At 69.1% G+C, this 23,005-nt stretch carries 17 protein-coding genes; 2 read left to right on the top strand and 15 right to left on the bottom strand.

Annotation, left to right across the window (positions count from 1 at the left end):
- Positions 1-32: 32 nt before the first annotated feature.
- Genes AB0B14_RS33495 through AB0B14_RS33475 form a run of 5 tightly spaced genes read right to left on the bottom strand, consistent with a single transcriptional unit; the run spans position 33 to position 5,617 of the window.
- Positions 33-884, bottom strand: a complete 852-nt coding sequence (locus AB0B14_RS33495; RefSeq protein ID WP_357526033.1) for a sugar phosphate isomerase/epimerase family protein — start codon at positions 882-884, stop codon at positions 33-35.
- A gap of 7 nt (positions 885-891) precedes the next feature.
- Positions 892-2,064: a substrate-binding domain-containing protein gene (locus AB0B14_RS33490; RefSeq protein WP_357065584.1), complete on the bottom strand. Its 1,173-nt coding sequence runs from the start codon at positions 2,062-2,064 to the stop codon at positions 892-894.
- A 25-nt stretch (positions 2,065-2,089) separates the two neighbouring features.
- The gene (locus AB0B14_RS33485; protein WP_357065221.1) at positions 2,090-3,073 is read right to left on the bottom strand and encodes an ABC transporter permease; all 984 of its coding nucleotides are present in this window, start codon (positions 3,071-3,073) and stop codon (positions 2,090-2,092) included.
- A gap of 2 nt (positions 3,074-3,075) precedes the next feature.
- On the bottom strand, positions 3,076-4,050 hold the full coding sequence (locus AB0B14_RS33480; RefSeq protein WP_357065219.1) for an ABC transporter permease: 975 nt from the start codon (positions 4,048-4,050) through the stop codon (positions 3,076-3,078).
- 55 nt (positions 4,051-4,105) lie between these two features.
- Complete coding sequence (locus tag AB0B14_RS33475; protein WP_357526031.1) at positions 4,106-5,617, bottom strand: sugar ABC transporter ATP-binding protein; 1,512 nt, start codon at positions 5,615-5,617, stop codon at positions 4,106-4,108.
- Positions 5,618-6,140: 523 nt separating this feature from the next.
- Here AB0B14_RS33475 and AB0B14_RS33470 point away from each other — a divergent pair.
- Positions 6,141-9,689 carry a ThuA domain-containing protein gene (locus tag AB0B14_RS33470; RefSeq protein ID WP_357065216.1) on the top strand — a complete coding sequence of 1,183 codons (3,549 nt, stop codon included), beginning with the start codon at positions 6,141-6,143 and terminating at the stop codon, positions 9,687-9,689.
- 89 nt (positions 9,690-9,778) lie between these two features.
- On the opposite strand, the gene AB0B14_RS33465 is transcribed toward AB0B14_RS33470, so the two are convergent.
- The 7 genes from AB0B14_RS33465 to AB0B14_RS33435 all read right to left on the bottom strand — a co-directional run bounded on the left by AB0B14_RS33465 (position 9,779) and on the right by AB0B14_RS33435 (position 16,945).
- Positions 9,779-10,780: an aldo/keto reductase gene (locus tag AB0B14_RS33465; protein ID WP_357065214.1), complete on the bottom strand. Its 1,002-nt coding sequence runs from the start codon at positions 10,778-10,780 to the stop codon at positions 9,779-9,781.
- 82 nt (positions 10,781-10,862) lie between these two features.
- On the bottom strand, positions 10,863-11,624 hold the full coding sequence (kduD, locus tag AB0B14_RS33460) for a 2-dehydro-3-deoxy-D-gluconate 5-dehydrogenase KduD (RefSeq protein ID WP_357065212.1): 762 nt from the start codon (positions 11,622-11,624) through the stop codon (positions 10,863-10,865).
- Complete coding sequence (locus AB0B14_RS33455) at positions 11,621-12,646, bottom strand: alcohol dehydrogenase catalytic domain-containing protein (RefSeq protein WP_357065210.1); 1,026 nt, start codon at positions 12,644-12,646, stop codon at positions 11,621-11,623. Before AB0B14_RS33455 ends, kduD begins: the two co-directional genes overlap by 4 nt.
- Before the next feature lie 109 nt (positions 12,647-12,755).
- The gene (locus AB0B14_RS33450; RefSeq protein ID WP_357065208.1) at positions 12,756-13,979 is read right to left on the bottom strand and encodes a mandelate racemase/muconate lactonizing enzyme family protein; all 1,224 of its coding nucleotides are present in this window, start codon (positions 13,977-13,979) and stop codon (positions 12,756-12,758) included.
- A 1-nt stretch (position 13,980) separates the two neighbouring features.
- Positions 13,981-14,808 carry a carbohydrate ABC transporter permease gene (locus AB0B14_RS33445; RefSeq protein ID WP_357526029.1) on the bottom strand — a complete coding sequence of 276 codons (828 nt, stop codon included), beginning with the start codon at positions 14,806-14,808 and terminating at the stop codon, positions 13,981-13,983.
- Entirely contained in the window at positions 14,808-15,788 is a 981-nt protein-coding gene (locus AB0B14_RS33440; RefSeq protein WP_357526027.1) for a sugar ABC transporter permease, read from the bottom strand. Before AB0B14_RS33440 ends, AB0B14_RS33445 begins: the two co-directional genes overlap by 1 nt.
- Before the next feature lie 5 nt (positions 15,789-15,793).
- Positions 15,794-16,945, bottom strand: coding sequence for an extracellular solute-binding protein (locus AB0B14_RS33435; RefSeq protein ID WP_357065202.1), 1,152 nt, complete (start codon positions 16,943-16,945; stop codon positions 15,794-15,796).
- 257 nt (positions 16,946-17,202) lie between these two features.
- Here AB0B14_RS33435 and AB0B14_RS33430 point away from each other — a divergent pair, with 257 nt between their 5' ends.
- Entirely contained in the window at positions 17,203-17,973 is a 771-nt protein-coding gene (locus AB0B14_RS33430; RefSeq protein WP_357526025.1) for a FadR/GntR family transcriptional regulator, read from the top strand.
- A gap of 73 nt (positions 17,974-18,046) precedes the next feature.
- Here the strand turns inward: AB0B14_RS33430 and AB0B14_RS33425 are convergent, their stop codons facing one another.
- The 3 genes from AB0B14_RS33425 to AB0B14_RS33415 form a co-directional block, all read right to left on the bottom strand.
- Positions 18,047-19,432: an RICIN domain-containing protein gene (locus AB0B14_RS33425; RefSeq protein ID WP_357065199.1), complete on the bottom strand. Its 1,386-nt coding sequence runs from the start codon at positions 19,430-19,432 to the stop codon at positions 18,047-18,049.
- Positions 19,433-19,825: 393 nt separating this feature from the next.
- On the bottom strand, positions 19,826-21,295 hold the full coding sequence (locus AB0B14_RS33420) for an endo-1,4-beta-xylanase (RefSeq protein WP_357526023.1): 1,470 nt from the start codon (positions 21,293-21,295) through the stop codon (positions 19,826-19,828).
- Between the two features lie 481 nt (positions 21,296-21,776).
- Entirely contained in the window at positions 21,777-22,775 is a 999-nt protein-coding gene (locus AB0B14_RS33415) for a PaaX family transcriptional regulator C-terminal domain-containing protein (RefSeq protein ID WP_357526021.1), read from the bottom strand.
- Positions 22,776-23,005: the final 230 nt, after the last annotated feature.

Below are 23,005 nucleotides of genomic sequence, written 5' to 3'. Positions count from 1 at the left end.
ATGAGAGGGGCGGGGGGCTTGGTGCGTGGTGGTCAGCTGAGAATCTTCCGGAGATAGCGCAGGCCGTCCGTGGCGAGACGGTCCTGTGAGGGTGCCAACGGGCGCCAGATCGCCGCGGCGACCGCGATGGCCTCGTTCTCCCCCGTGAACGACTCGATGCAGATCGCACCCTGGTAACCGGTGTCCCGCAGGACGGTGAAGAAGCGGGGCCAGTCGAAGTGGTCCGCACCGGGTGCGCCCCGGTTGCTGCCGCTGACCTGCACGTGCTTGATGTGCGGGGCAGCGGCAGCGAGAGCCGCGTAGGGGTCGGCCTCCTCGATGTTCATGTGGTACGTGTCGATCATGATGCCGACGTTCGGCGGGAGCCCGTCGATCAACTCGACCGTCTGCTCGATCGTGTTGACGACGCTCGTCTCGTAGCGGTTCAACGCCTCGACACCAATGCTCACGCCCAACTCGCCGGCCTGCTCGGCAACCGGCGCCAGGGCCCGCCGGAAATCCGCGTAGCAGGCCGCGCGAGCCGCCGGTGACATCCGCCAGGTGCGGCCGACCGAGGCGTACACCGGGCCGCCGACGCATCCAGCGCCGACGGCCGCGGCGCTCGCCACGCAGCCCTTGAGGTACGCCACCGTCGACTCGACCACCGCTGGCGCGGCGTCGACCAGCTCCCGCCCCGGCGAGAAGGCCGCGCAGACGCCGGCGGCGACGAGGCCGTGCTCGGCCAGCAGGTCCCGGGTGCGGACCGGGTCCCAGTCGCCCGGCTGCTCGATCGGCAACTCGACCGCGTCGAACCCGAACGAGGCGATCCGCGGGATCAGCTCGGCCAGGGCCTCGTCGTCGACCGGCGAGGCCCACACCCAGGGGTTGACGCCGATGGCGTACATCAGGGCCCTACTTCCAGCGCTGCGGGTAGCCGGGCAGGTCGGTGCAGCCGCACATCGCGTAGTGCAGCGGCGGCATGCCCGCGTCGAGATACGTGTCCAGGTTGTCCTGGGTGACGGTCGGCTGCGGCAGCTTCCACGGGTTCGACACCTGCTCGCCGTCGAGGATCCGCAGTGCGGCGATGATCGGCGTACGCCACTGGTAGGTCGGGTACGTCGGCGCGATCGCGGTGAGCTTCTTGTCCTTCCAGATCTTCAGGAAGTCGAGCTGGTCCTCGCCGTTCATCGGCGGAACGGGCTTGCCCGCGTCCTGGAACGCCTCGACCGCCGCGACGGCCACCGCTCCGGCGTCCATCCAGACGCCGTCGATCGTGCCGTACCGCTGGATGTAGTCGTCGACGATCTTCTTGGTCTTGGCCGGGTCACCGTCGGTGAACTCGACCCCCACGACGTCGACCTTCGCCTTGTCGAACGCCACCTTCGCCGCCGACCAGCGGGTCTCCAGGACGTCGACACCGGGCAGGATCCGCAGGGCGAGGACCTTGCCGCCCGGCTTCATCTTCTGGCTGACGAACTCGGCGCCGACGTGGCCGAACCCGTAGCCGCCGATGGGGTTGATGAACGTCACCGGGCACTTCGTGTTGACGCCCCGGTCGAAGACGACCACCGGCAGACCCGCCTGGCAGGCCGCCTCGACGGCCGGGGTCAGCGTGGCGGTGGTGTTCGGCGAGACGATGAGCGCGGAGCAGCCCTTGCCGAGCAGGTCGTTGATGTCCGCGATCTGCTTCTGGTCCTTGCCCTCGGCGTCGACGTGCACGAACTCCTTGATGCGGCTCTTCTGCGCCTCCACCTCGGCCTGCATGGTCTTGAACCCGACCTGCCGCCACGGGTTGTTCAAGGCCGCGTTCGAGAAGCAGATCTTGTGTGGACCCTTCTTCTTGAACTTGGCGGTGTCCACCAGCTTCGGGTTGAGCACCTGCTCCCACGGCTTGTCGGCCGGGCCCGTCGCGGTCGCGCTGAGCAGTGCCAGCTCGGCGTCGTAGTCGGCCTGCACGAAGAACTTCGACTGCTCGCCGGTGCCCGACCCGGCGGCGGTGGAGGCACCGCCCGACGGGCCCGCGGAGGGCTCGTCGGTGGCACAGGCGGTGAGGGACAGCAAGGTGACAGCGGCCAAGGCCGCCATGGAACGTCGCACTATGGATTCCCCTTTATCTCGACGAAGAACGCGTTGCCGAGACCGCCACGGCGAGCAGGATGATCCCGCCCTGGACGGTCGACCTGAGGGCGCCGGAGACGCCGTAGAAATTCATGAGGGCGAACAGCAACTCGAGGGTCAGCGCACCGAGCATCGCGCCGACGACCGAGCCGCGACCCCCGCCCAGCGCGACGCCACCGAGCACGACCGCGGTGATCGCACCGAACTCCAGCCCCGCGCCGGCCTGGAACGACACGCCGCTGTAGCCGCCCAGCAGGATCGCCGCGACCGCCGCCGCCAGGCCGCTGAGGATGAAGGCGATCGTCCGGGTACGCCAGACGCTTACGCCGCTCAGCTCGGCGGTGCGCGGATTGTCGCCGACGGCGACGAGCGTGCGGCCGAAGTCGGAGCGCATCAGCAGCACGGCCACCACCGCCAGGGCCACTAGGACCAGCAGCGCGAACGGCACGCGACCGAGCACCGGCACGTCCTCGAAGGCCCGCCGACCGAACCGCCGGAACTCCTCGGACAGCCCACCCTTCGGAGCACCGTCGGACCACAGGTAGACCGCACCGACCAGGATCAGGAACATGCCGAGGGTGGTGATGAACGACGGCACCCGCAGCCGGGTCGTGATCACGCCGTTGACCAACCCGACGAGTGCCCCGAAGGCGAGCAGGAGCAGCACCACGGGCCAGGTACGCGTCGGGTCGCTGTCGATGAGCCGGGCGGCCACGACCACCTGCGCGGTGACCAGGGAGCCGACGGAGAGATCGAACTCGCCGGAGACGATCACGAAGTACTGGCCGGCGGCGAGCAGGATGATCGGCGCCGAACGCCCGAGGAACGACATCAGCGACGGCGGGGCGAGGAAGTCGGGCTGTCGGATGCCGACGAGCACCACCAGCACCGCGAGGATCGCGAGGATCGGCAGGAGGCCACCCGGGCGGACCCGCGGGAGACGCAGCGGCAGCGTACGACGCTGAACGGTCTGCATGGCTAGGCAGCCGCCTTTCGCATGGCCCTGCGGGCGTAGACGGCGACCGCGGCGATGATGATGGCGCCCCGGATCACCTGCTTGAAGAACGCGTCGACCTCGAGCTGGTTGAAGATCGCGTCGATGCTGGCCAGCAGCAGCACTCCCCCGACCGTGCCGATGACGCCGCCGCGCCCACCGGCGAGGGCGGTGCCACCGATCACCACGGCGGCGATCGACTCCAGGTCGTAGAGGCCCTCGGTGCCCACCCGGGGCGCGCCCGAGCCGAGCCGACTCGCGAGGTAGATGCCGGCGAGCCCGGCACACATCGAGCACAGCACGTGGGCGGTGACGAGGACCCGGTCGTTGCGGACGCCGGAGAGCCGGGCGACCTCCGGGTCGCCGCCGACGGCCACCAGGTGGTGACCGAAGCGGGTCTTCGAGAGCGCGAACCAGGCCGCCGCGGTCACGGCGACCAGCAGCAGGAACGACACCGGCACCGGGCCGATGCGCTGGTAGCCGAGCGCTTGCACGAGCGACGGCGCGGTGGTGCCGGCCGGTCCGTCGTAGCCGTTGTCGAGGTAGCCCTTGAGCAACAGCCCGACGCCGAGGGTCGCGATGAACGCGTTGACCCGGAGTTTGGTGACGAGGAGCCCGTTGAGCAGCCCGACGCCGGCGCTGACGACGAGCACCAGGCCGATCGCCGGCAGCACCGCACCGTCGCTGCCGTTCATCGTCTCGGCGGCGACGAGGGTGCTGAGGCTGATCACGTACGCCACCGAGAGGTCCAGCGACCCACCCAGGATGACAAGTGTCTGGCCGACGGCCACGAGCCCGAGGCCGGCCGCCACGTGCAGCAGACTCACCGTCGTGGACTGGTTGAAGAGCTGGCCACCGTCGACGAGGACGACCAGCCAGCCGATCGCGAGGGTGAGGGTCAGGGCCACGAAGACGCCCGGTACGGCGCGGCGGGCCGGCAGGAGCGACAGCGCGGTCACTGGGCCATCTCCATTCGCGACTGCGGGGCTCGCAAACCCGGCTCACTCCTCGCGCTCATCGGACGGCCTCCGGCACGGCGCCGACCGCCAGGGTGACGACCTCTTCCTCGCTCGCGCCGGCGGGCAGCTCGCCCGCGACACGGCCGTCCCGCATGACGATGATGCGGTCACTCATGCCCAGCAGCTCCGGGAGATCAGACGAGATCATCAGCACGGCCGCGCCGTCGCGGGCGAGGCGGCGGACGAGGTCGTGGATGGCCGACTTCGCACCCACGTCGATACCGCGGGTCGGCTCGTCGAAGAGCAGGATCCGCGGGTTGAGCGCGAGCCAGCGGGCCAGCACGACCTTCTGCTGGTTGCCGCCGGACAGGAAGCGGATCTCCTGGTCGTCGCCCGCACCACGGACCTCCACGGCGTTGAGCAGCTCGCGCACCCGAACGGTCCGGGCCGCACGGCCGGACCGGGCCGCGAAGACGGCCCGGCTGGCGAGCAGCGCGTTGTCGAGCACCGACTGTCGGGGGACGATCCCCTCGCCCTTGCGGTCCTCGGTGACGTAGGCGATGCCGGCCCGCATCGCGGTGCGGGGTGAGCGCAGTCGGACCGGCCGGTCGTCGAGCGTGACGTCACCGGTCGTGAACGGCGACACCCCGAAGATCGCACGGGCCAGCGCGGACCGCCCGGAGCCCTGGAGGCCGCCGATGCCGAGCACCTCGCCGGCGCGCAACTGGAGGTTGATGTCACTCAGCTTCCCGTTTCCCACGTCGCGAAGGTTGAGCCGCACCGGACCCCGGTCCTCGGGGGCGGCCCGGTCCGGGTAGTAGCTGGACAGCTCCCGGCCGACCATGTGCCGCACCAACTCGTCGCCGGTGGTGCTCGCGGTGTCCACAGTGGTGACCCGGCGGCCGTCCTTGAGCACGGTGATCCGACTCGACAGGTCGAACACCTCGGCGAGCCGGTGCGAGACGTACAGCAGGCCGATGCCGCGTTCCTGGAGTCGGCGCACCAACCCGTAGAGCAGCTCGACCTCGTGGTCGGCCAGCGCCGCGGTCGGCTCGTCCATGATGAGCAGCCGGGCGTCCAGGGCGAGCGCCTTGGCGATCTCGACGACCTGCTGCTGCGCGACGCCGAGCTGCCCCACCCGGGCGTCGGCCGGCAACGTGGTCTCCCCGATCGAGGCGAGCAACCGCGTGGTGTTGTCGAGCATCGCCCGCCGGTCGACCAGACCACGCCGGACCGGCTCGTGCCCCAGGTAGACGTTTTCCGCGACGGTGCGCTCCGGCAGCAGGTTGAACTCCTGGTGGATGATGCCGACGCCAACCCGCTGGGCGTCGCGCGGTCCACGGAACGTGCGCGGCTCACCGGCGAACTCGACGGTGCCCTCGTCCGGGGCGTACCCGCCCGAGACGATCTTCATGAGAGTGGACTTCCCGGCGCCGTTCTCCCCGACGACGGCGTGCACCTCGCCCGGCGCGACATCGAGGTCGACACCGTCGAGGACGCGCACCCCGAGGAAGGACTTACCGATGCCCCGGAGGGTGAGCAACGGCGCCGGTGGTGGGTCTGACATCCCGAAAGCCCTCACAGATAGTAGTCATCGACAAGGTCAGCAGGTCGGACCCGACCCGTTGGTGGCACGGAAAACGGACTTTCGCCGCCGGCCGCGGGGACTTACGTTTTTATGTTGCGAACATTCCCTTGACATCGACGAAACATCACACGTATGAAGATAGATGTTTGGATGCGGGTCCGCAATCCTCGTCCGGGGCCGATTGCCAGGGCCGCCACGCCATCGGCAGCGTCGCCGTGCGCGAGGAATTCGAACATGGCCGTCGTCACCAGGGCAAGACGCCGGACGCCGCCCCATTCATTGACACGGATCTATCACTAGCTCATCCTGACCTCGTGGACCACGGGACGAGCACCACAGCCACCATCACGCTGCGTGATGTCCTGCGGGTCTGACTGCCGTTTCGGCGAACGGCACGAGGAAAGACCAGCGCACTCGTGCCACCCACGCGTCCAGGCACAACCTGACGCCTGGTGGGTGCGTGGGCGCAACCGGAAGTTGCCCGCCCAACCTAGGAGACGGCATGCGTCGCAATACAATGATCATCGCGGTGATCGCCGGCCTGTTACTGGCTCTCGGACTCGCCCCACCGGCGTCGGCCGCCCCGGCCTTCCGCGCCCTGGTGTTCAGCAAGACCACCGGTTACCGGCACGACTCGATCCCCGCCGGGATCTCCATGATCCAGCAGCAGGCGGCCGCGAACAACTTCGAAGTGGTGGCGACCGAGGACTCGAGCGTCTTCACCGCCAGTAACCTGGCGACCTTCGACGTCATCGTGATGCTCCAGACCTCCGGCATGGTCTGGACCTCGGCCGCCCAACGCCAGGCGGTGGAGGGCTACCTCGCCAGCGGCAAGGGCATCGTGGCCATCCACAACGCCACCGACATGGGCATCGACACCGAATACCCGTGGTGGGACAACACCATCAACGGCGGCGCCCACATGCCGGAGCACTCCCCCGGCGTGCTGCCCGGCACCGCCATCGTCGCCGACAAGCAGCACCCGTCGACGGCCGGCCTGCCGGATCGGTGGAACCGCAGCGAGGAGTGGTACAACTTCGACTCCAACCCGCGTGGCAAGGTCCACGTGCTGGTGACCGCCGACGAGCGCACCTACAACCCGGGCTCCCGGGCGATGGGCCCGGACCACCCGATCTCCTGGTGTCGCAACACCGCCGGCGGACGGGTGTGGGCCACCGCGATGGGTCACGCGATCGCCTCCTACAGCGAGACGTACTTCCGCGACCACGTCCTCGGTGGCATCAAGTGGGCCGCCGGCAACGCTCCCGGCGACTGCGGCGGCACCGTGTGGGGCAACTTCGAGAAGCGCACCCTGGACGACAACACCGTCGACCCGATGGCGATGGCGGTGGCCCCCGACGGACGGGTGTTCTACGCCCAGCGCGGCGGGCAGCTGAAGATCTTCAAGCCGTCCACCAACAGCACCGTGACCGCCGGGACGCTGAGCGTCTACACCGGCGGCGAGGACGGCCTCACCGGCATGGCGCTGGACCCCAACTTCGCCACCAACGGGTACGTGTACCTGTACCACTCGCCGGCGAGCAGCTCGACCGACGTCAACCGCGTCTCCCGCTACACGCTCAGCGGTGACACGCTGAACATGTCCAGCGGCGTGACGATCATCGACATCCCGGCGTACCGGGACCGGACGTTCCCGGAGCCCGGCCACACCGGCGGTTACATCGAGTTCGGTCCGGACGGCAACCTCTTCATCGGCACCGGTGACGACACGCCCCCGAACCTCGACCCCAACTGGCAGGGCTACGCCCCGCTGGACTGGCGCTCGGGCAAGTCCAACCTGGACGCCGCCCGCAGCGCGGGCAACACCAACGACCTGCGCGGCAAGCTGCTGCGCATCCGCCCCGGAGCCAGCGGCGGCTACACCGTCCCGACCGGCAACCTCTACCCCCAGGGCACCGCGCAGACCAAGCCGGAAATCTACGCGATGGGCTTCCGCAACCCGTTCCGCTTCTCGATCGACCCCGCGAACGGCTGGGTCTACCTGGCGGACTACGGCCCGGACCGCAACCCGCCGACCACCAACCGCGGCCCGGAGGGCCTGGTCGAGCTGAACGTGATCAAGACGCCCGGCAACTACGGCTGGCCGTTCTGCCACGGCAACAACCAGCCCTACGCTCCGTACAACCCGGACACCGGCGTGGTCGGCGCGAAGTTCAACTGCTCGGCGCCTGTCAACAACTCGCCGAACAACACCGGTCTGGTCAACCTGAAGCCGGTCGTCATGCCCAACATCTGGTATGGCTACCCCGCCTCGACGACCTTCCCGGAGCTCGGCTCGGGCGGCTCGGCCCCGATGGGCGGCCCGGTCTACCGCTACGACGCGGCGAACCCGTCCCAGACGAAGTTCCCGCCCTACTACGACGGCGTGCACTTCTTCTACGAGTGGGCCCGCAACTACGTCAAGGAGGTGCACTTCGACTCCTCCTCGGCGGTGACCCGCACCAACCCGTTCCTGCCCGGCGGTAACTTCAACAAGCCGATGGACATGGAGTTCGGCAAGGACGGCTCGCTCTACCTGCTGGAGTGGGGCACCAACTTCGGCGGCGGCAACAGCGACTCCGGGCTCTACCGGATCGACTACATCCAGGGCGGCCGGTCCCCGATCGTCAAGGCCACCGGCACCCCCACCAGCGGCTCCTCGCCGCTGACCGTCCAGTTCAGCAGCGCGGGCACGACCGACCCGGACGGCAACACGCTGAGCTACCTGTGGACGTTCGGCGACGGCACCACCTCCACGGCGGCCAACCCGTCGAAGACGTACACCGCCAACGGCAACTACACGGCCCAGTTGAAGGTCACCGACAGCACCGGTAAGACCGGCTTCGCCAACGTCCCGATCACCGTCGGCAACAGTGCCCCGGTGGTCACCATCACCACACCGGGCAACGGCGGCATGCTGACCTTCGGTGACAAGGTGTCGTACCAGATCACGGTCACCGATCCGGACGGCGGCACCGTCGACTGCTCGAAGGTGTTCCTCAACCCGGCGCTGGGTCACGACGACCACGCCCACGAGACCACCGAGTACCCGGGCTGCTCGGGCACCATCTCCACCGACCTGCTCGGTGGGCACCCCGATGGCGCCAACCTGTTCTACGTGCTGAACGCGCGGTACACCGACAACGGCGGCTCGGGGGGCGGGTCCCCGCTCACCGGCACCGCACAGGCGATCCTGCAACCGAAGCACAAGCAGTCCGAGTACTTCAGCAGCCAGTCGGGGATCCGGGTCGTCGACCAGGCCGCGGCGGAGAGCACCAAGCGCGTCGGTGACATCTCCACCAACGACTGGATCGCGTTCAGCCCGATGAACCTGTCGGGCATCTCGACGGTCAGTTACCGGGTGTCGTCGCCCTCCGGCGGCGGTTCGATCGAGCTGCGCGCCGGCTCGCCGACCGGCACCCTGTTGGCCACCACCACGGTGCCCAATACGGGCGGCTGGGACAACTACCAGTCCACGACTCCGGTGAGCGTCGCCGCCTCCAGCGGGACACAGACGCTCTACATGGTGTTCAAGAACAGCAGCAACTCGTTCGATCTGGACTCGCACACCTTCGGCGGGAACGGCGTCGGGACACCCGGCACCGGCACCGGCGGTGGCCTGGCGGGCAAGACCTACACGGTCACGGCGCAGCACAGCAACAAGCTGATGGACGTCAGCGGTGTCTCCACCGCCGACGGCGCCCAGATCACCCAGTGGTCGTCCACCGGTGCCAACAACCAGAGGTGGCAGGCCGTCGACGCCGGTAACGGCGCGCTCTACCTCAAGGCGGTGCACAGCGGCAAGTGCGTCGAGGTGGTCGGCAGTTCGACCGCGGCGGGTGCCTTCCTCCAGCAGGCCACCTGCAACAACGGCAACCAGCAGAAGTTCACCGCCACCGCGACGGGCACCTCCGGCGTGTACACGGTGAAGAGTGTGCTGAGCGGCCTCTGCGTCGACGTCAACGGCGCGGCCACCACCGACGGCGCCCGACTGTTGCAGTGGACCTGCCACAGCGCGGCCAACCAGCAGTGGCGGTTCACCGCGGTCTGACCTGCGGCTGAAGCGGTAACAAATGACGTCCCGGTCGGGACCGGTGTCCGAGAGTCGGAGCCGGTCCCGGCCGGGACGTCGTTGTCAGCTCAGCTGGACCGGGAGTCCGGGCCGGGCAGCGCGGCGAGCAGCCCGGCCGCGGCCAGGGCGTCCCACAGATCCTCCGGTACGACGGCCTCGGACCGTCGTACCGTCTCGACCATCTGTGCCTCGGTGCGGACGCCGACCACCGTCGACACCACGGCGGGATGCCGACGGACGAAGGCGAGTGCCGCCTGCGGCAGGGTCACCCCGTACGTCTCGCAGACCGCCGCGATCCGCCGCGCCCGCTCGATCAGCTCCGGCGGGGCCTGCTGGTAGTTGTAGACGGCATCGGCCGGCGGCTGGTCCCGCGACAGCAGCCCCGAGTTGTAGACGCCCGCGATGACGATGCCCACCCCGCGGTTGTCGGCGGCGGGCAGCAGGTCGTCGGCCGCGCCCTGCTCCAGCAGGGTGTACCGCCCGGCGCACATCATGACGTCGACGTCGGTCTCCCGCACGAACCGCGTCAGCATCGCCGACTGGTTCATGCCGGCACCGATGGCACCCACGACGCCCTGGTCGCGCAGGTCGACCAGGGCGGGCACGGCCTCGTGTGCGGCCTGCTCCCAGTGGTCGTCCGGGTCGTGCAGGTAGACGATGTCGATCCGGTCCAGTCCGCTGCGGTCGAGGCTGGCCTCGATCGAGCGGAGGACGCCGTCGCGGCTGAAGTCCCACACCCGCCGATGGCTGGCGGGGACGTCGAACCCGTCGGAGTCGCGCAGGTGTGCGTTCTCGGGTGACGGCACCAGGATCCGCCCGACCTTCGTCGACACCACGTACTCGTCGCGTGGCCGTTGACGCAGCGCGGCGCCGAGGCGTCGCTCGGACAGCCCGAGGCCGTAGTGCGGCGCGGTGTCGTAGTACCGGACGCCCGCCTCCCACGCCGCGTCGACAGCCGAGGCGAACTCCTCGTCCGACGTCCCCCGGTACAGGTTGCCGCCCTGGGCCGCGCCGAAGCCCAGCTCGGTGAGACGCACGTCCGGGCGACGCGGGAGCGCTCGGGCCGTCATGACGCCTCCAGCCCGGGTACGCGGCGGACGAGCCTGCCCGGACGGCCGCCGACGACGCCCACCGGGGGCACCGGCCGCCCCGTCATCGGCCCATCCAGCCGCCGTCGACGGGCAGCACGACCCCGTTGACGTAGTCCGATGCCGACGACGCCAGGAACACCGTGGCGCCGCCGAGGTCGTCGGCACGACCCCAGCGGCCAGCCGGAATTCGGGCGAGGATCGCCTCGTTGCGATCGGGGTCGTCGCGCAGCGCCTGGGTGTTGTCGGTGGCGATGTAGCCGGGGGCGATGGCGTTGACGTTCACCCCGCGGGCCGCCCACTCGTTCGCCAGAGCCTTGGTGAGCCCGGCGACGCCCGACTTCGACGCGGCGTAGCCGGGGACGGTGATGCCGCCCTGGAAGCTCAACAGCGAGGCAGTGAAAATGATCTTCCCTCGGCCACGCTCGACCATCGTCCGGCCGATCTCCCGGCTCAGGATGAACTGACTGCTCAGATTCACCTCGATCACGTGGTCCCACATCTCGTCCGGGTGCTCGGCGGCCGGTGTGCGGGCGATCGTGCCGCCGTTGTTCACCAGGATGTCGATCGGCCCGAGAGCGGTGAGATCCCGGGCCAGTTGGTGGACGGCCGCCCGGTCGCCGAGATCGGCACGCAGCCCGGTGAACTGCCGGCCGGCGGCCCGTACCCGGCGTTCCACCTCGCTGCCATCCGATTCGAGATGGGCGGAGACGCCCACGATGTCGGCGCCGGCCAGCGCCAGGGCCTCGGCCATGGCGAGGCCGATACCACGCCGGGCGCCGGTCACCACGGCGACGCGTCCGGACAGGTCGAACAGGGCCGTCACTTGTTACCCTCCCGCAGATCGAGCAGCACCTTCATCACGCCGCCACCCTCGAGTGCGGTGAAGGCGGCCGAGGCCGCCTCGACCGGCTCCACCCGGGAGATGAGCTGTTGCGCCGGAATGGCGCCCGAGGCGACCAACCGGATCGCCTCCACCATGTCGTCACGCTGGTACAACCGGGCGCCGAGGAGTTCCAGCTCACGCCAGAAGAACCGGTGCAGGTTGACCTCCCGGGGCCGGGGGTGGATCGCCACCATCACCAGTCGGCCTCGGGTGGTGAGAACGTCGACCGCCGTGGTGACGCCGCCGGCGGAGCCGGACACCTCGAAGGCGATGTCGGCGCCCGCGCCGTTGGTGCGTTCGTTGACGAGTGCCACGACGTCTGTCGCGCCCGGGTCGACGGCCTCGATCCCGATCCCCTCCGCCACCTCGCGTCGGAACGGGTCCGGTTCGACGAGGAGCACCCGCGCGCCGCAGCCCCGCGCGACGACGGCGATCAGCGTCCCCACCGGGCCACCGCCGACCACGACCACCTGGTCGTCGGCGGTCACGTTCGCCCGGCGGACGTCGTGCACGGCGACCGCGACCGGCTCGACGAGCGCCGCGTGGTCGAGCGGCAGGTCCTCGGGGAGCGGCAGGACCAGGTCCGCCGGTACGGTCCAGTAGGACTGCATGGCACCCGGCGAGTCGATGCCGAGGAAGTTCATGGCGTGGCAGACGTGGGAGTGCCCACGCTGGCAGGCAGGGCACTTTCCGCAGGGCCGGGTCGGCAGCACGGTGACGGGCTGGCCGACGCTCCAGCCGGTGGTGTCCGGCCCGACGGCTGCGATCCGGCCGGACATCTCGTGCCCGATGATCGCGGAGTCACCGACCCGCGCGTCCATGTCTCCGTGGTAGATGTGCAGGTCGGTGCCGCAGATCCCGGTGTACGCCACCTCGATCCGCACCTGGCCCGGACCCGGCGGCACCGGGTCGCGATCCTCGATTCCGAGGTCTCGCGCCCCCCGGTAGACGACTGCCTTCATCGATCCTCCATCTCGCCGGTCGGCACGTCGGGCGTGGCGACCGGACATGGTCGTGGGTGCACCGCGGTGGCGGTGCACCCACGTTCTCTCTCTGTTTCTGGCGGTCAGCTCAGTGCCGTGCGGTGGGCGACACCTCAGTACGGGAGTTCAGTGGCACGACCGGCACCTGGCGGGCGGGGACCACCCCGTCGATTCCGCCCAGCAGCCGTCGGCCGGCCCGCTCCGGCCGAACGTTGGGGCTCTCGGCGGTCTGCACCTGCGGGCGGTGGTTGGCCGCTCGGATCTGCTCCTCGTCGACCCGGACACCCAGCCCGGGTGCGTCGCCGAGGATGAACGCGCCGTCCTCGACGTGCAGGTCGACGGAGACGCCGACCGGTGGATGCAGGTCCTGCAGCTCGCTGGTCAGGTGGTTCGGCACCGAGGTCGCGGCGTGCAACAGGCCGATCGGGCTGTTGCCGATCGGGCTGACCGGCAGGTCGTACGCGTGCGCCAGGGCGGACGCCCGCAGGAAGTGGGTGACCCCCCAGACGGCGGCCATCTGGACGACGTCGACCGCGCCGGCGGCGAGCAGCGGACGGTACTGTTCGAGCCCGGTGAGGTTCTCGCCGGTGGCGACCGACGCGCTGACGCCCCGGCTGACGACGGCGAGGCCCTCGGCGTCCCAGCGTCGGACGGGCTCCTCGATCCAGATGAGGTCGAGGGTGCGTTCGAGGTCGCCGACGTGCCGCACGGCCTGCTTGCGGGTCCAGGCCTCGTTGACGTCGAGCATCAGACCCGGTCGCCGACCGTGCCCGGCCTCGGTCAGGACGTCCCTGACCAGGGTCAGGCGGTGCCGGTCGCGATCGATGTCGAGACCGCCCTTGAGCTTGGCGGCGCGCAGGCCGTGGCTGGCGTAGACCTCGTACTCCGCGACGAGTTCGTCGTCGGTGAGCCCGATGTCCAGGCCGGAGGCGTAGGCGTTGACCCGCCGGTCCCGTCCGCCCAGCAGCCGCCACAGCGGCTCGCCGGCCGCCTGCGCCTTGATGTCCCAGAGTGCGGTGTCCAGTGCGCCGATGGTGCCGAACACCGGGCCCGCGTGACCGGCCTTGAAGGTGTGCCGCAGCATGCGGTCGTACAGCGTTGTCACGGCACGGGGGTCTTCGCCCTCGATGGCTGCAAAGATCCGCTCGATCTCGACGTGCGGCCCGAGGCCGACTCCCGAGATGCCCTCGTCGGTGTCGACGATGACGATCGAGACCGGAACCACCCCGTCGGCGAACACCCCGTTGGCGTCGCCGACGGGCCGCCCCCATTCCTGGACCGTGGAGAGCGTCCGATATCCCGTGATCCGCATGTCAACCCTTCGTGGAACCGGCGGCTACACCGTCGGCAATTTGGCGCTGGAGGAACAGGTAAACCAACAGGACGGGAATGGCGGCGATCAGCACCCCGGAGGCGAAGGTGGGGATGTTGTCGGAGTACTGACCCCGCAACGAGGTGACACCGATCATCAGCGTGCGGTGATCCGCCGAGGGCATCATCACCAGCGCCATGAGGACGTCGTTCCAGCAGAACAGGGCGTTGAGGATGCCGACCGACAGCAGTGCCGGGGTGCCCAGCGGCAACATGATCCGGCGGTACACGCCGTACACGGTGTTGCCGTCGATCCGGGCGGCGTCGACGATCTCCGACGGGATGCCCCGGTAGTAGCTCGTCATCAGGAAGACGGTGAAGGGCAGGAACTGCGCCACGTAGACGAGGATCAGACCGGGGTACGTGTCGATGAGCGCCGTGTCGGCCATGATCCGCGACAACGGCACCATGATCACCTGGAACGGGATGAAGAGCCCCGCGAGGCAACCCAGGAACAACGCCGACGAGCCACGGAACCGCAGTTGACTCAGCGCGAAGCCGGCCATCGACCCGAGCAGCAGCAGCACGATCACCGACACCGACACCACGAGCAGCGAGTTGACGAAGTATCGGCCCATGCCGACGCTGTTCCACGCCGTGCTGATGTTCTCCCAGCGCAGGGCGTCGGTGAGGGAGAACCGGTCGAGGATGTAGTCACGGCGGGTCTTCATCGCGACGTTGGCGGTGAAGAGCAGTGGGTAGATCGTCGCCAGCGCGAGCAGTGACATGGGGAGGGCGATAAACCACCATCCCAGACGGACCCGAGACATCAATCCTCCTTTCCGGATCGTTCGAGCAGCTTGATCTGCAACAGCCCCACCACGAGCATGATGATGAAGAGGATCGTCGAGGCGGCCGATGCGAGCGCGGGTCGGTTCATCTGGCCCTGCTGGATCCAGATGTAGTACTCCGGCAGGTAGGTCGAACCCTCCGGCCCGCCGCTGGTCATCACGAAGAGCAGCCCGAACATCGAGGTCAGCATCCCGATCATCGTCGTCACGAAGACGAACTGGATGGTGCGCGAGAGGCTTGGGATGATCACGTGCCAGACCACCTGGCGGAGCGAGGCGCCGTCCACCCGGGCGGCGTCCAGGAGCGCGGGGTCCAGGGTGGCGAAGCCGGCGAGGAACACCACGAGCGCCATCCCGAAGGTGGCCCAGATGTGCACGCCCACCACCATGAACATCGCCAGGTCCGGGTCACCGAGCCAGTCCACCGGGCTGATGCCGACCGACCCGAGGATGGCGTTGAGGGGGCCGTCGAAGGCGAGCAGCAGGTTGAAGATCGCGCCGACGATGACCGGCGAGAGCACCGCGGGAAAGAAGTAGACGCTGCGGTAGAAGCGGTGGCCAGGCACCCGCAGGTAGATGAACGTCGCGAGCAGGCCGGGGATGGCCACCGCCACCGGGAGCAACAGCACCAGCAGCCCGACGTTGCTCAGCGCCGTCCGGAACAGTGGATCGTGGAACAGCTCGCGGTAGTTGCCGAATCCGACAGCCGTCCCGTTCTGCGCACCGTCGCCGGTGAAGGAGAAGTTGACGCCGAGGAGCAGCGGATAGAGCCGCAGCACCACGATGATCAGGACGGCCGGAGCGACCAGGATGTAGGGGGCGAGGCGCTCGGCCCGCAGCCCGCCACGGGAGCGACGAGGCTGTGCCCCATGCCGATGCCCGGCGGAGTTGGGCGCCGCCCCGCCGGCCCGTCCGGCCTGAGCCAGACGGACCGACGGTTCTGTGTTTCCAATCGACACGGAGGTCAGCCCGCCTGGTCGGAAGCGGCCAACTGCTTCACCACCTCGTCGACGGTGATCGACCCGCTGAGCAGCTGCTGGGACAGCCGACCCATCAGGTCAATCGTCTTCGAGGAGAGCGCCACGTGCAGAGCCGGCTTGCCGGTCTTCAGGTCGCTGACGATCGTGGAGACGGCGGGGCCGCTCTGGGACACGTCGACCGTGGTGTCGGCGACGATCGCGCCGGCATCGGCGTAGAAGGCCTTCAACGCGTCCGCCGAGCTCAGGGAGCGCACCAGGTCGGCGGCCACCTTCGGGTCCTTCGTCCACTTGGCGACGCCGTAGCCGATACCACCGTCGTACGGCAGGCTCGGGGTGGTGCCGGCGGTGACGACCGGAGGCTTCATGACGCCGAGCTTCTCCGGGGTGAGGAACTCGTTGAAGTCCTTCCAGTGCCCCACGTCCGACATCAGACCCATGACGTGCGCGGCCTTACCGGACTGGAAGTACGCGAACGAGTCGTTGAACATCGCGGTCGAGTTGGCCCCGTCGCTGTTCATCTTCTTGTCGCCGGTCTCCTTCCAGAGCTGGAAGATCCGCTTGACGTTCGGCGAGGTCCAGTCGCGCTTGCCGGTGATCCAGGCGTCGTACTCCGCGGCGGTCAGGGTGACCGACCCCATGCTGGAGAGCCAGAACTGGATGCCGACGCCCTCCTTGTTTCCGAGGGCGAAGCACTTGGCGCCGGCCTTGGCGATGGCGGCGCAGTCGGCGACGAACTTGTCCCAGGTGGCGGCCGGGGTCGCCGGGTCGAGGCCGGCCTTGCGGTAGATCTCCTTGTTGTAGTAGATGGGGTAGCCCTGCAGCGTCACCGGCTCGGCGTAGACCTTGCCGTCCTTGGTGAAGGCGTCCCACCCGGCCAGGCGCTGCTTGTCCTCGGCCACGTAGTCGGTGATCGGCACCAGCGCGTCCACCCGGTCGCGGATCTGGCCACCACCGTTGAACAGCATGACGTCCGGGCCCTTGCCGGACTGGATCGCCGCACCGAGCAGCGTGTAGTACTGGTCGAAGGGCTGTGCGACGAACTCGACCTCAACCTTTGGGTGCTTTTTCTTGAAGTCAGCCTTGGCCTTGTCCAGATAGGATTTGGCGAACGCCTCACCGGACTTCCAGTCCCACACCACCAACTTGCTGTCGGACCCGCTCGACGAACTCGAATCGCTAGCACTTCCGCAACCGGCCAGGGCTAGGCCCACAACGAGGACGGCCGACCATATCGCGCGCTGTCTCATCAGTTGTCACCTCAGAAAGTGGGGTGGCCGGCGGGCGTGCCGCCGTGCCAATGTTGCCCGGAACGTAACTCGTATGACGTGTGACGTCAATACTCAGCCGTACACTGAGCCAGACGTCGTGCCACGGCGAGCCTTTCGGAGGGGACATGACGCTATCGCAGGAAACAGCCCTGAGCAGCCCGGTGACACCGGCATGGGTGCGTCGGCCGACCAACCTCGCCAGGGCGGTCACCGCCGAGCTGGTGGAGCGCATCGTCCGTGGCGTCCATAAGTCCGGTACGTCCCTACCTCCCGAGCCGATCCTCTGCGAGACGTTCTCCGTGAGCCGGACCGTCGTCCGGGAAGCGGTCAAGATCCTGCAGGAGAAGGGGCTGGTGCAGGTTCGCCAGGGTGCCGGCACCATGGTCACCCCGGTGGCGCAGTGGGACATGCTCGACGAACTCGTCCTCGGGGCCACCATCGCCGAGGACGACAGCCTCGACATCCTCGACGATCTCGTGGTCACCCGGCGCGTGCTGGAGTCGGACATGGCGAACGTCGCCGCCCGCCTCGCCGACGCCGGGACCATCGAGCGGCTGCGCGCGATGGTGGACCGGATGGACGAGCTCGTCGACGACCACGTCACCTACCACGAGCACGACCGGGCCTTCCACGACGCGATCATGCAGACCTCCGGAAACCGCATCGCCCGCGGCGTGGTGCGGGCGCTGGAAAGCCAGGTCATCAACACCGCCCGCTACATGGGCCGGACCGAACGGTCCCTGTGCGTGGCGTCCAACCGGGGCCACCGGCGCATCTACGAGCGCATCGCCGCGCACGACTCCGACGGTGCGGCCGAGGCGATGTTCACCCACATCACCGAGGCCTGGCTGGTCCGCCGCAGCGGTTCGGGCAAGCCGGCCCGGCTGCAACGCTGACCGTCGCGGGCAACGAGACGGCGCCCGCCCCCGAGGTACGGGAGCAGGCGCCGCCAGCTGAGGCCGACCGGCCTCACGAGAACTGCGCGAAGAACCTCCAGATCTCACCCTTGGTCCAGGTCGTGATGCCACTCTCGGCGTAGGTGCCGTCCACCGGGCCCGGCATGTGACCGTTGTCGTACGCGGCCCACTGCACCGGGTAACCAGCCCGGCAACCGGAGTACGTGGTCGTGACGTGCGTGCGGCTGCCGGCTGCCGGCTCGCGCGGGCTCTGCGCGGTGCAGCCGTTGTTCCGGACGAACGTGTCGCGCAACGCCCGGCCGCCGGAGATGTTCAGGACGTTGTCCGAGATGCCGTGCAGCCCGAAGTACGCGATGGGCTGCGTGCCGCCGCTGCAACCGCTGATCTGCCCACCGGAGATGACCGCGACGGCGCGGAAAACGTTGGCCCGCGCGCAGGCGACGGCGTAGCTCATGCCGCCACCCCAGCTGAAGCCGAGGGCGAACCGCTGCCTCGGGTTGACGCAGAGGCTGCTCTCGATCCGGCTGATCATGTCGTCGACGAAGACGATGTCCTCACCGCCGGAGTTGCCCCAGCCGTTGCCGAACCCCTGGGGCGCGACCAGGATCGCGCTGTTGTTCGACTGCTCCTGCTGCCCGTAGTAGGACCACGCAGTGCCGCTGGTGCCACCCGAGGAGATCTCCTGCATGGTGCCGCCGCGCCAGTGGAACGCGAAGATCAGCCGGTAGGGGTTGCTGTTGTTGTAGTTGGTGGGCACCCGCAGGATGAAGGTGCGGCTCTTGCCGTTGCTCTGGATCGTGTGCGTGCCGCTGGCCAGCGTCGGTGCCTTGCCGCACCCACTGCCACCCGTCGGCGGCGGGTTGCTGCCGTCGGTGCGCACGAGCTGCCACTGCTGGTTGGAGCCGTTCCAGTCGGCGTACTGGACGACGTTGGCGCCGTCGGCGGTGGACGAGCCCTGCACCTCCACGGCCTTGCTGCTGTTGCGGTTGATCAGCCGGACGTAGCCGCCGTCCGAGTCGGCGAGCCGGAACTGCTGGTTGGTGCCGTTGTTGTCGGCCCACTGCACGATCGCCCCGCCGTCGGCGGTCGAGCGGCCGCTGACGTCGAGAACCTTGCCGGAGTGCCGGGACTTCACCCGGTAGAAGCCGTCACCGGAGTCGACGAACTGCCACTGCTGGTTCGCGCCGTTGTTGCGCGTCCACTGGCTGATCCGGGCGCCGTCGTTGGTGGCCGAGGAGACCAGATCCAACGCCTTGCCGCTGTTGCGGTTGACCAGGACGTACCAGGCGCTGGTGTCCACCGTCGCCGCCGCCGCGGGCGCCGCGTTGACCGCGACGAGCGTGCCGGCCGCCATGATCGCTGCCGCCGCCGCGGCCAAGCCGGACCGCCAGCGACGTCTCGGTGGAGAGGCGGGACGAACCTCACCGATGGCATTCATGGTCCACTCCTTTTATCGGGGTCACCCACGAGCGGAACGCACGCGCGTGGCCCTGGGGGTGCGTGCCAGCGTCTGGTGGTGGCGTCGGCACGTCGGGGGGTGCGGGCGGGATGCGGCCACCGGTGCACCTGCCCGGCGTGCCGGCAGTCGACCTTGCGGCCGCGCCGCCCGCGTGGGGAAAATTAGCGCCCACAACGTCATACGTCAAACGACCGACGTCTATCGGAATCGGCTGCCCGGCACCGGCACCAGGCCACCAACACGGGCCCAGACCAGCGGACGTCGTCGGCGGCGAAAACCAGCCCTGAGCTGCACAGTCAGCTGATGCCGTGGCGGCCCGCCCCGCTGGACGGGACGGGCCACCACGCTTACCGAGCTGCCTCGCGGCGGCTGTTATCCGATGCGGACCAGCTGCCACTGTTGGTTGTTTCCGCCCCAGTCGGCGTACTGCACGATGTTGCCGCCGTCCGCGGTGGACGAGCCCTGCACCTCGACGGCCTTGTTGCTGTTGCGGTTGATCAGGCGCACGTAGCCGCCGCTCGACTCGGCGAGCCGGAACTGCTGGTTCGTGCCGTTGTTGTCGGACCACTGCACGATCGCACCGCCGTCGGCGGTCGAGCGGCCGCTGACGTCGAGGACCTTGCCGGAGAGCCGGGACTTCACCCGGTAGAAGCCACCGCCGGAGTCGGTGAACTGCCACTGCTGGTTGGTGCCGTTGTTCCGTGACCACTGGCTGATCCGGGCGCCGTCGTTGGTGGCCGAGGCGTACACGTCCAGCGCCTTGCCGCTGTTGCGGTTGAGCAACACGTACCAGGCGCTGGTGTCCACGCCGGTGCCCGGCGGGGGCGTGGTGGGCGGGGTCGAGCCGCCGTTGAGGGTGTCCAGGACGGAGTTGTACGCGGCCTTCTTGTTGCCCGACCGGTCGAAGAGCAGGGCGTTGTCGTCGCCGCGCCAGGAGTCGCTGTCGCGCACGCCCCAGGTGGTGATGCCGGTGCAGCGCGCAACGGCCAGGCAGGCCCGGGTGACCCCGGCGTAGATGTTGGCCTGGTTGCCGCCGGTCATCACGTCCAGCTCGGTGATCTGCACGTCCACGCCGAGATCGGCGAAACGCTGCAGATTGGCCTGGTAGTCACTGGACAACGACGTGCCCAGGTGCGACTGGAAGCCCACACAGTCGATCGGCACGTCACGGGACTTGAAGTCCCGCACCATGTTGTAGATCCCGGTCGACTTCGCGTTGATCCCGTCGGTGTTGTAGTCGTTGTAACACAACTTCGCAGCCGGATCCGCCGCCCGCGCCGCCCGGAACGCCGCCTCGATCCAGTCGTTGCCGGTACGCTGCAGGTTCGAGTCACGCCGCCCACCGCTATTGCCGTCGGCGAACGCCTCGTTCACCACGTCCCACGCGTAGATCTTGCCCTTGAAGTGGGTCGCGACCTGCGTGACGTGGTTCATCATCGCGCTGCGCAACGCGCTGCCGGACATGTCCCGCGCCCAAACCGGCTGCTGCTGATACCACAACAGCGCGTGGCCCCGCACACTCTGGCCGTTGGCCTGCGCGTGCGCGACCAGCCGGTCACCACCGGTGTAGACGAATCGACCCTGCTGCGGCTCGGTCGCGTCCCACTTCATGTCGTTCTCGGCCACGACACTGTTGAACTCGCGGTTCAGGATCGTCACGTACTGGTTGTCGGAGAGCTTTTGCCCCGCGACGGCCGCGCCGAAGTAGCGGCCCTTCTCGGCCGCCGCCGCCTTCAGGGTCGTTCCGGCGCCGCTGGCCGTGGGGGCGAGCACCGCCGTCATGCCCGCGGTCAGTGCGACGGCGAGGGACGCCGCCGCCAGCAGAGTTCTCTTGGGTTTCATGTGGTTCCTTCTCAGTGGTGGTCGCAACGGTGGTGGTGACGTGCCACTTTCTTGCCAGAGTCGGTCCGGGCCATGATCACGACGCGCGCAGAGCGGTTGGCGGCGGTGCTGTCGGTGTCGACCGCGTCGACGGGCGCGCTGACACCTGTCGTCCGGCGGGCTGACGCCGCTGCCGAGGGTGCTCGATCGACGTCCGCATGCCCTGGGGGACGTCGTGATCGTGAGGTGCGACAGCGGCCCGCCCGGTGAGCCATCGCTGGCGTCCTCAATATCGAGGGTGAGCGATAACATGCCGTTCGTCAAGACGTAACATACGCCCGGATCGATGCAGTGGGGGTCGGGTTCCGCCGCCGCCTGCCTCGTCATCGCCATCCTGAGCGCAGCCCTGGCCAGGGGCTGATCGGCGTCACCGGCACCTCGCGGACGCGCGTTTCCCGGTGAAACTGTTATCGCTCACAGAACAGCGCGGCGTGACCCAGCGTCAACAGACGGCTCCGCCGTGCGCCGGACCCGCCGGGCCCTCGTCGAGACGTACTCCGGCGAGGATGTCGGCGGTGGTGTGGGCCTCGATGCCCGGTTGCTCGCCGTCGGTGAACCGCGTGACGACGGCCCGGACGTGCCGCTCGGCGGGTGCCGCGAGGCCGTCGTAGACGGCCCCGAACAACTCCCGCGCCGGCCTCCTGAGCCACTTCTTCGGCAGGAGTTCCACCGGCAGCTGCGGATCGAGGACGGGAAAACGCCGGAAGGTGTCCATGACCTCGGTGCGGGCCCGCACCGCGGCCGCACCGTCGATCTCCCCGGCCGCCACCCGGGGCAACACCGGTGTCCAGCGCTGGAGGAACGCCCGATAACTGCGGGTGATCGCCTCGATGTCCCAGGCCTCGATCGGGGCACGGTGGATGGCCGACTCCAGTGCGGTCTGCCGGCCACGGAACACCGTGACGGCGCCGAGGGTGAGCTGGTCGAGCTGCGCCCGGGCCGCCGGGGTCAGGTCGTCCGGCGAGATCCACAGCCCGTCGTACAACGGCGCGTAGCCGAGCCACCGCAGCTGCGCACGCAGGGCCCGTCGCTGCGTGCTCAGCTGCTGCGGCAGCGAGAAGGCGACGACGGTCCAGCACCCGTCCCACGGCACCGTCGAGCTGGTCGAGGCGAGGATCCAGTGGCCGCCAGCGGAGAGGTTGGCGGCGGCCGCGCGGCTGAGCCGGTAGGAGCTACGCCGGCCCAGCCGGCTGCCCTCCAGGACACCGCGGCGGGCCAGCCGACTGATCGCGGTACGCGCGCCCGCCGTGGTCACCCCGGTCTCCGCCAGCAGCGCGACGATGGCGGCGGACGGGAGCGCGGCACGGGTTCGCAGGGTGTAGTCAGCCAGCAGGGTCACCGCGACGCCCTGCGGCGAGTTGCCGACCTGACGTCGGGGCAGCCGGAGCGGGTGGTCTCCGTCGTCGGGATAGATCTCGTCGATGTCGAAGGGGCTTGCCACAGACGCTCCGTGCTCTTCAGGGACGGTACGACGACTGTAGACGGACCGCTGTCGATCCGGCCGGTACGGCCAATCCTCGATAGAAGTACGTCGATTGACACTTGTTGGTCCGAGGGGAACACTAATCGTCACGCGATGCGGTCCTCCAGTCGGGCACGGCGAGCCACCGGTAGCGGGCATCGCGCGGTCACCGCGGGCATCGGGCACACCCGCGACCGGATCGCGCGGCC

It is taken from the genome of Micromonospora sp. NPDC049171 (assembly GCF_040648275.1).
Classification (GTDB): Bacteria; Actinomycetota; Actinomycetes; order Mycobacteriales; family Micromonosporaceae; genus Micromonospora.
Note: the sequence above shows the minus strand (reverse complement) of the source record. Positions and strands in the feature narration are given on the sequence as shown.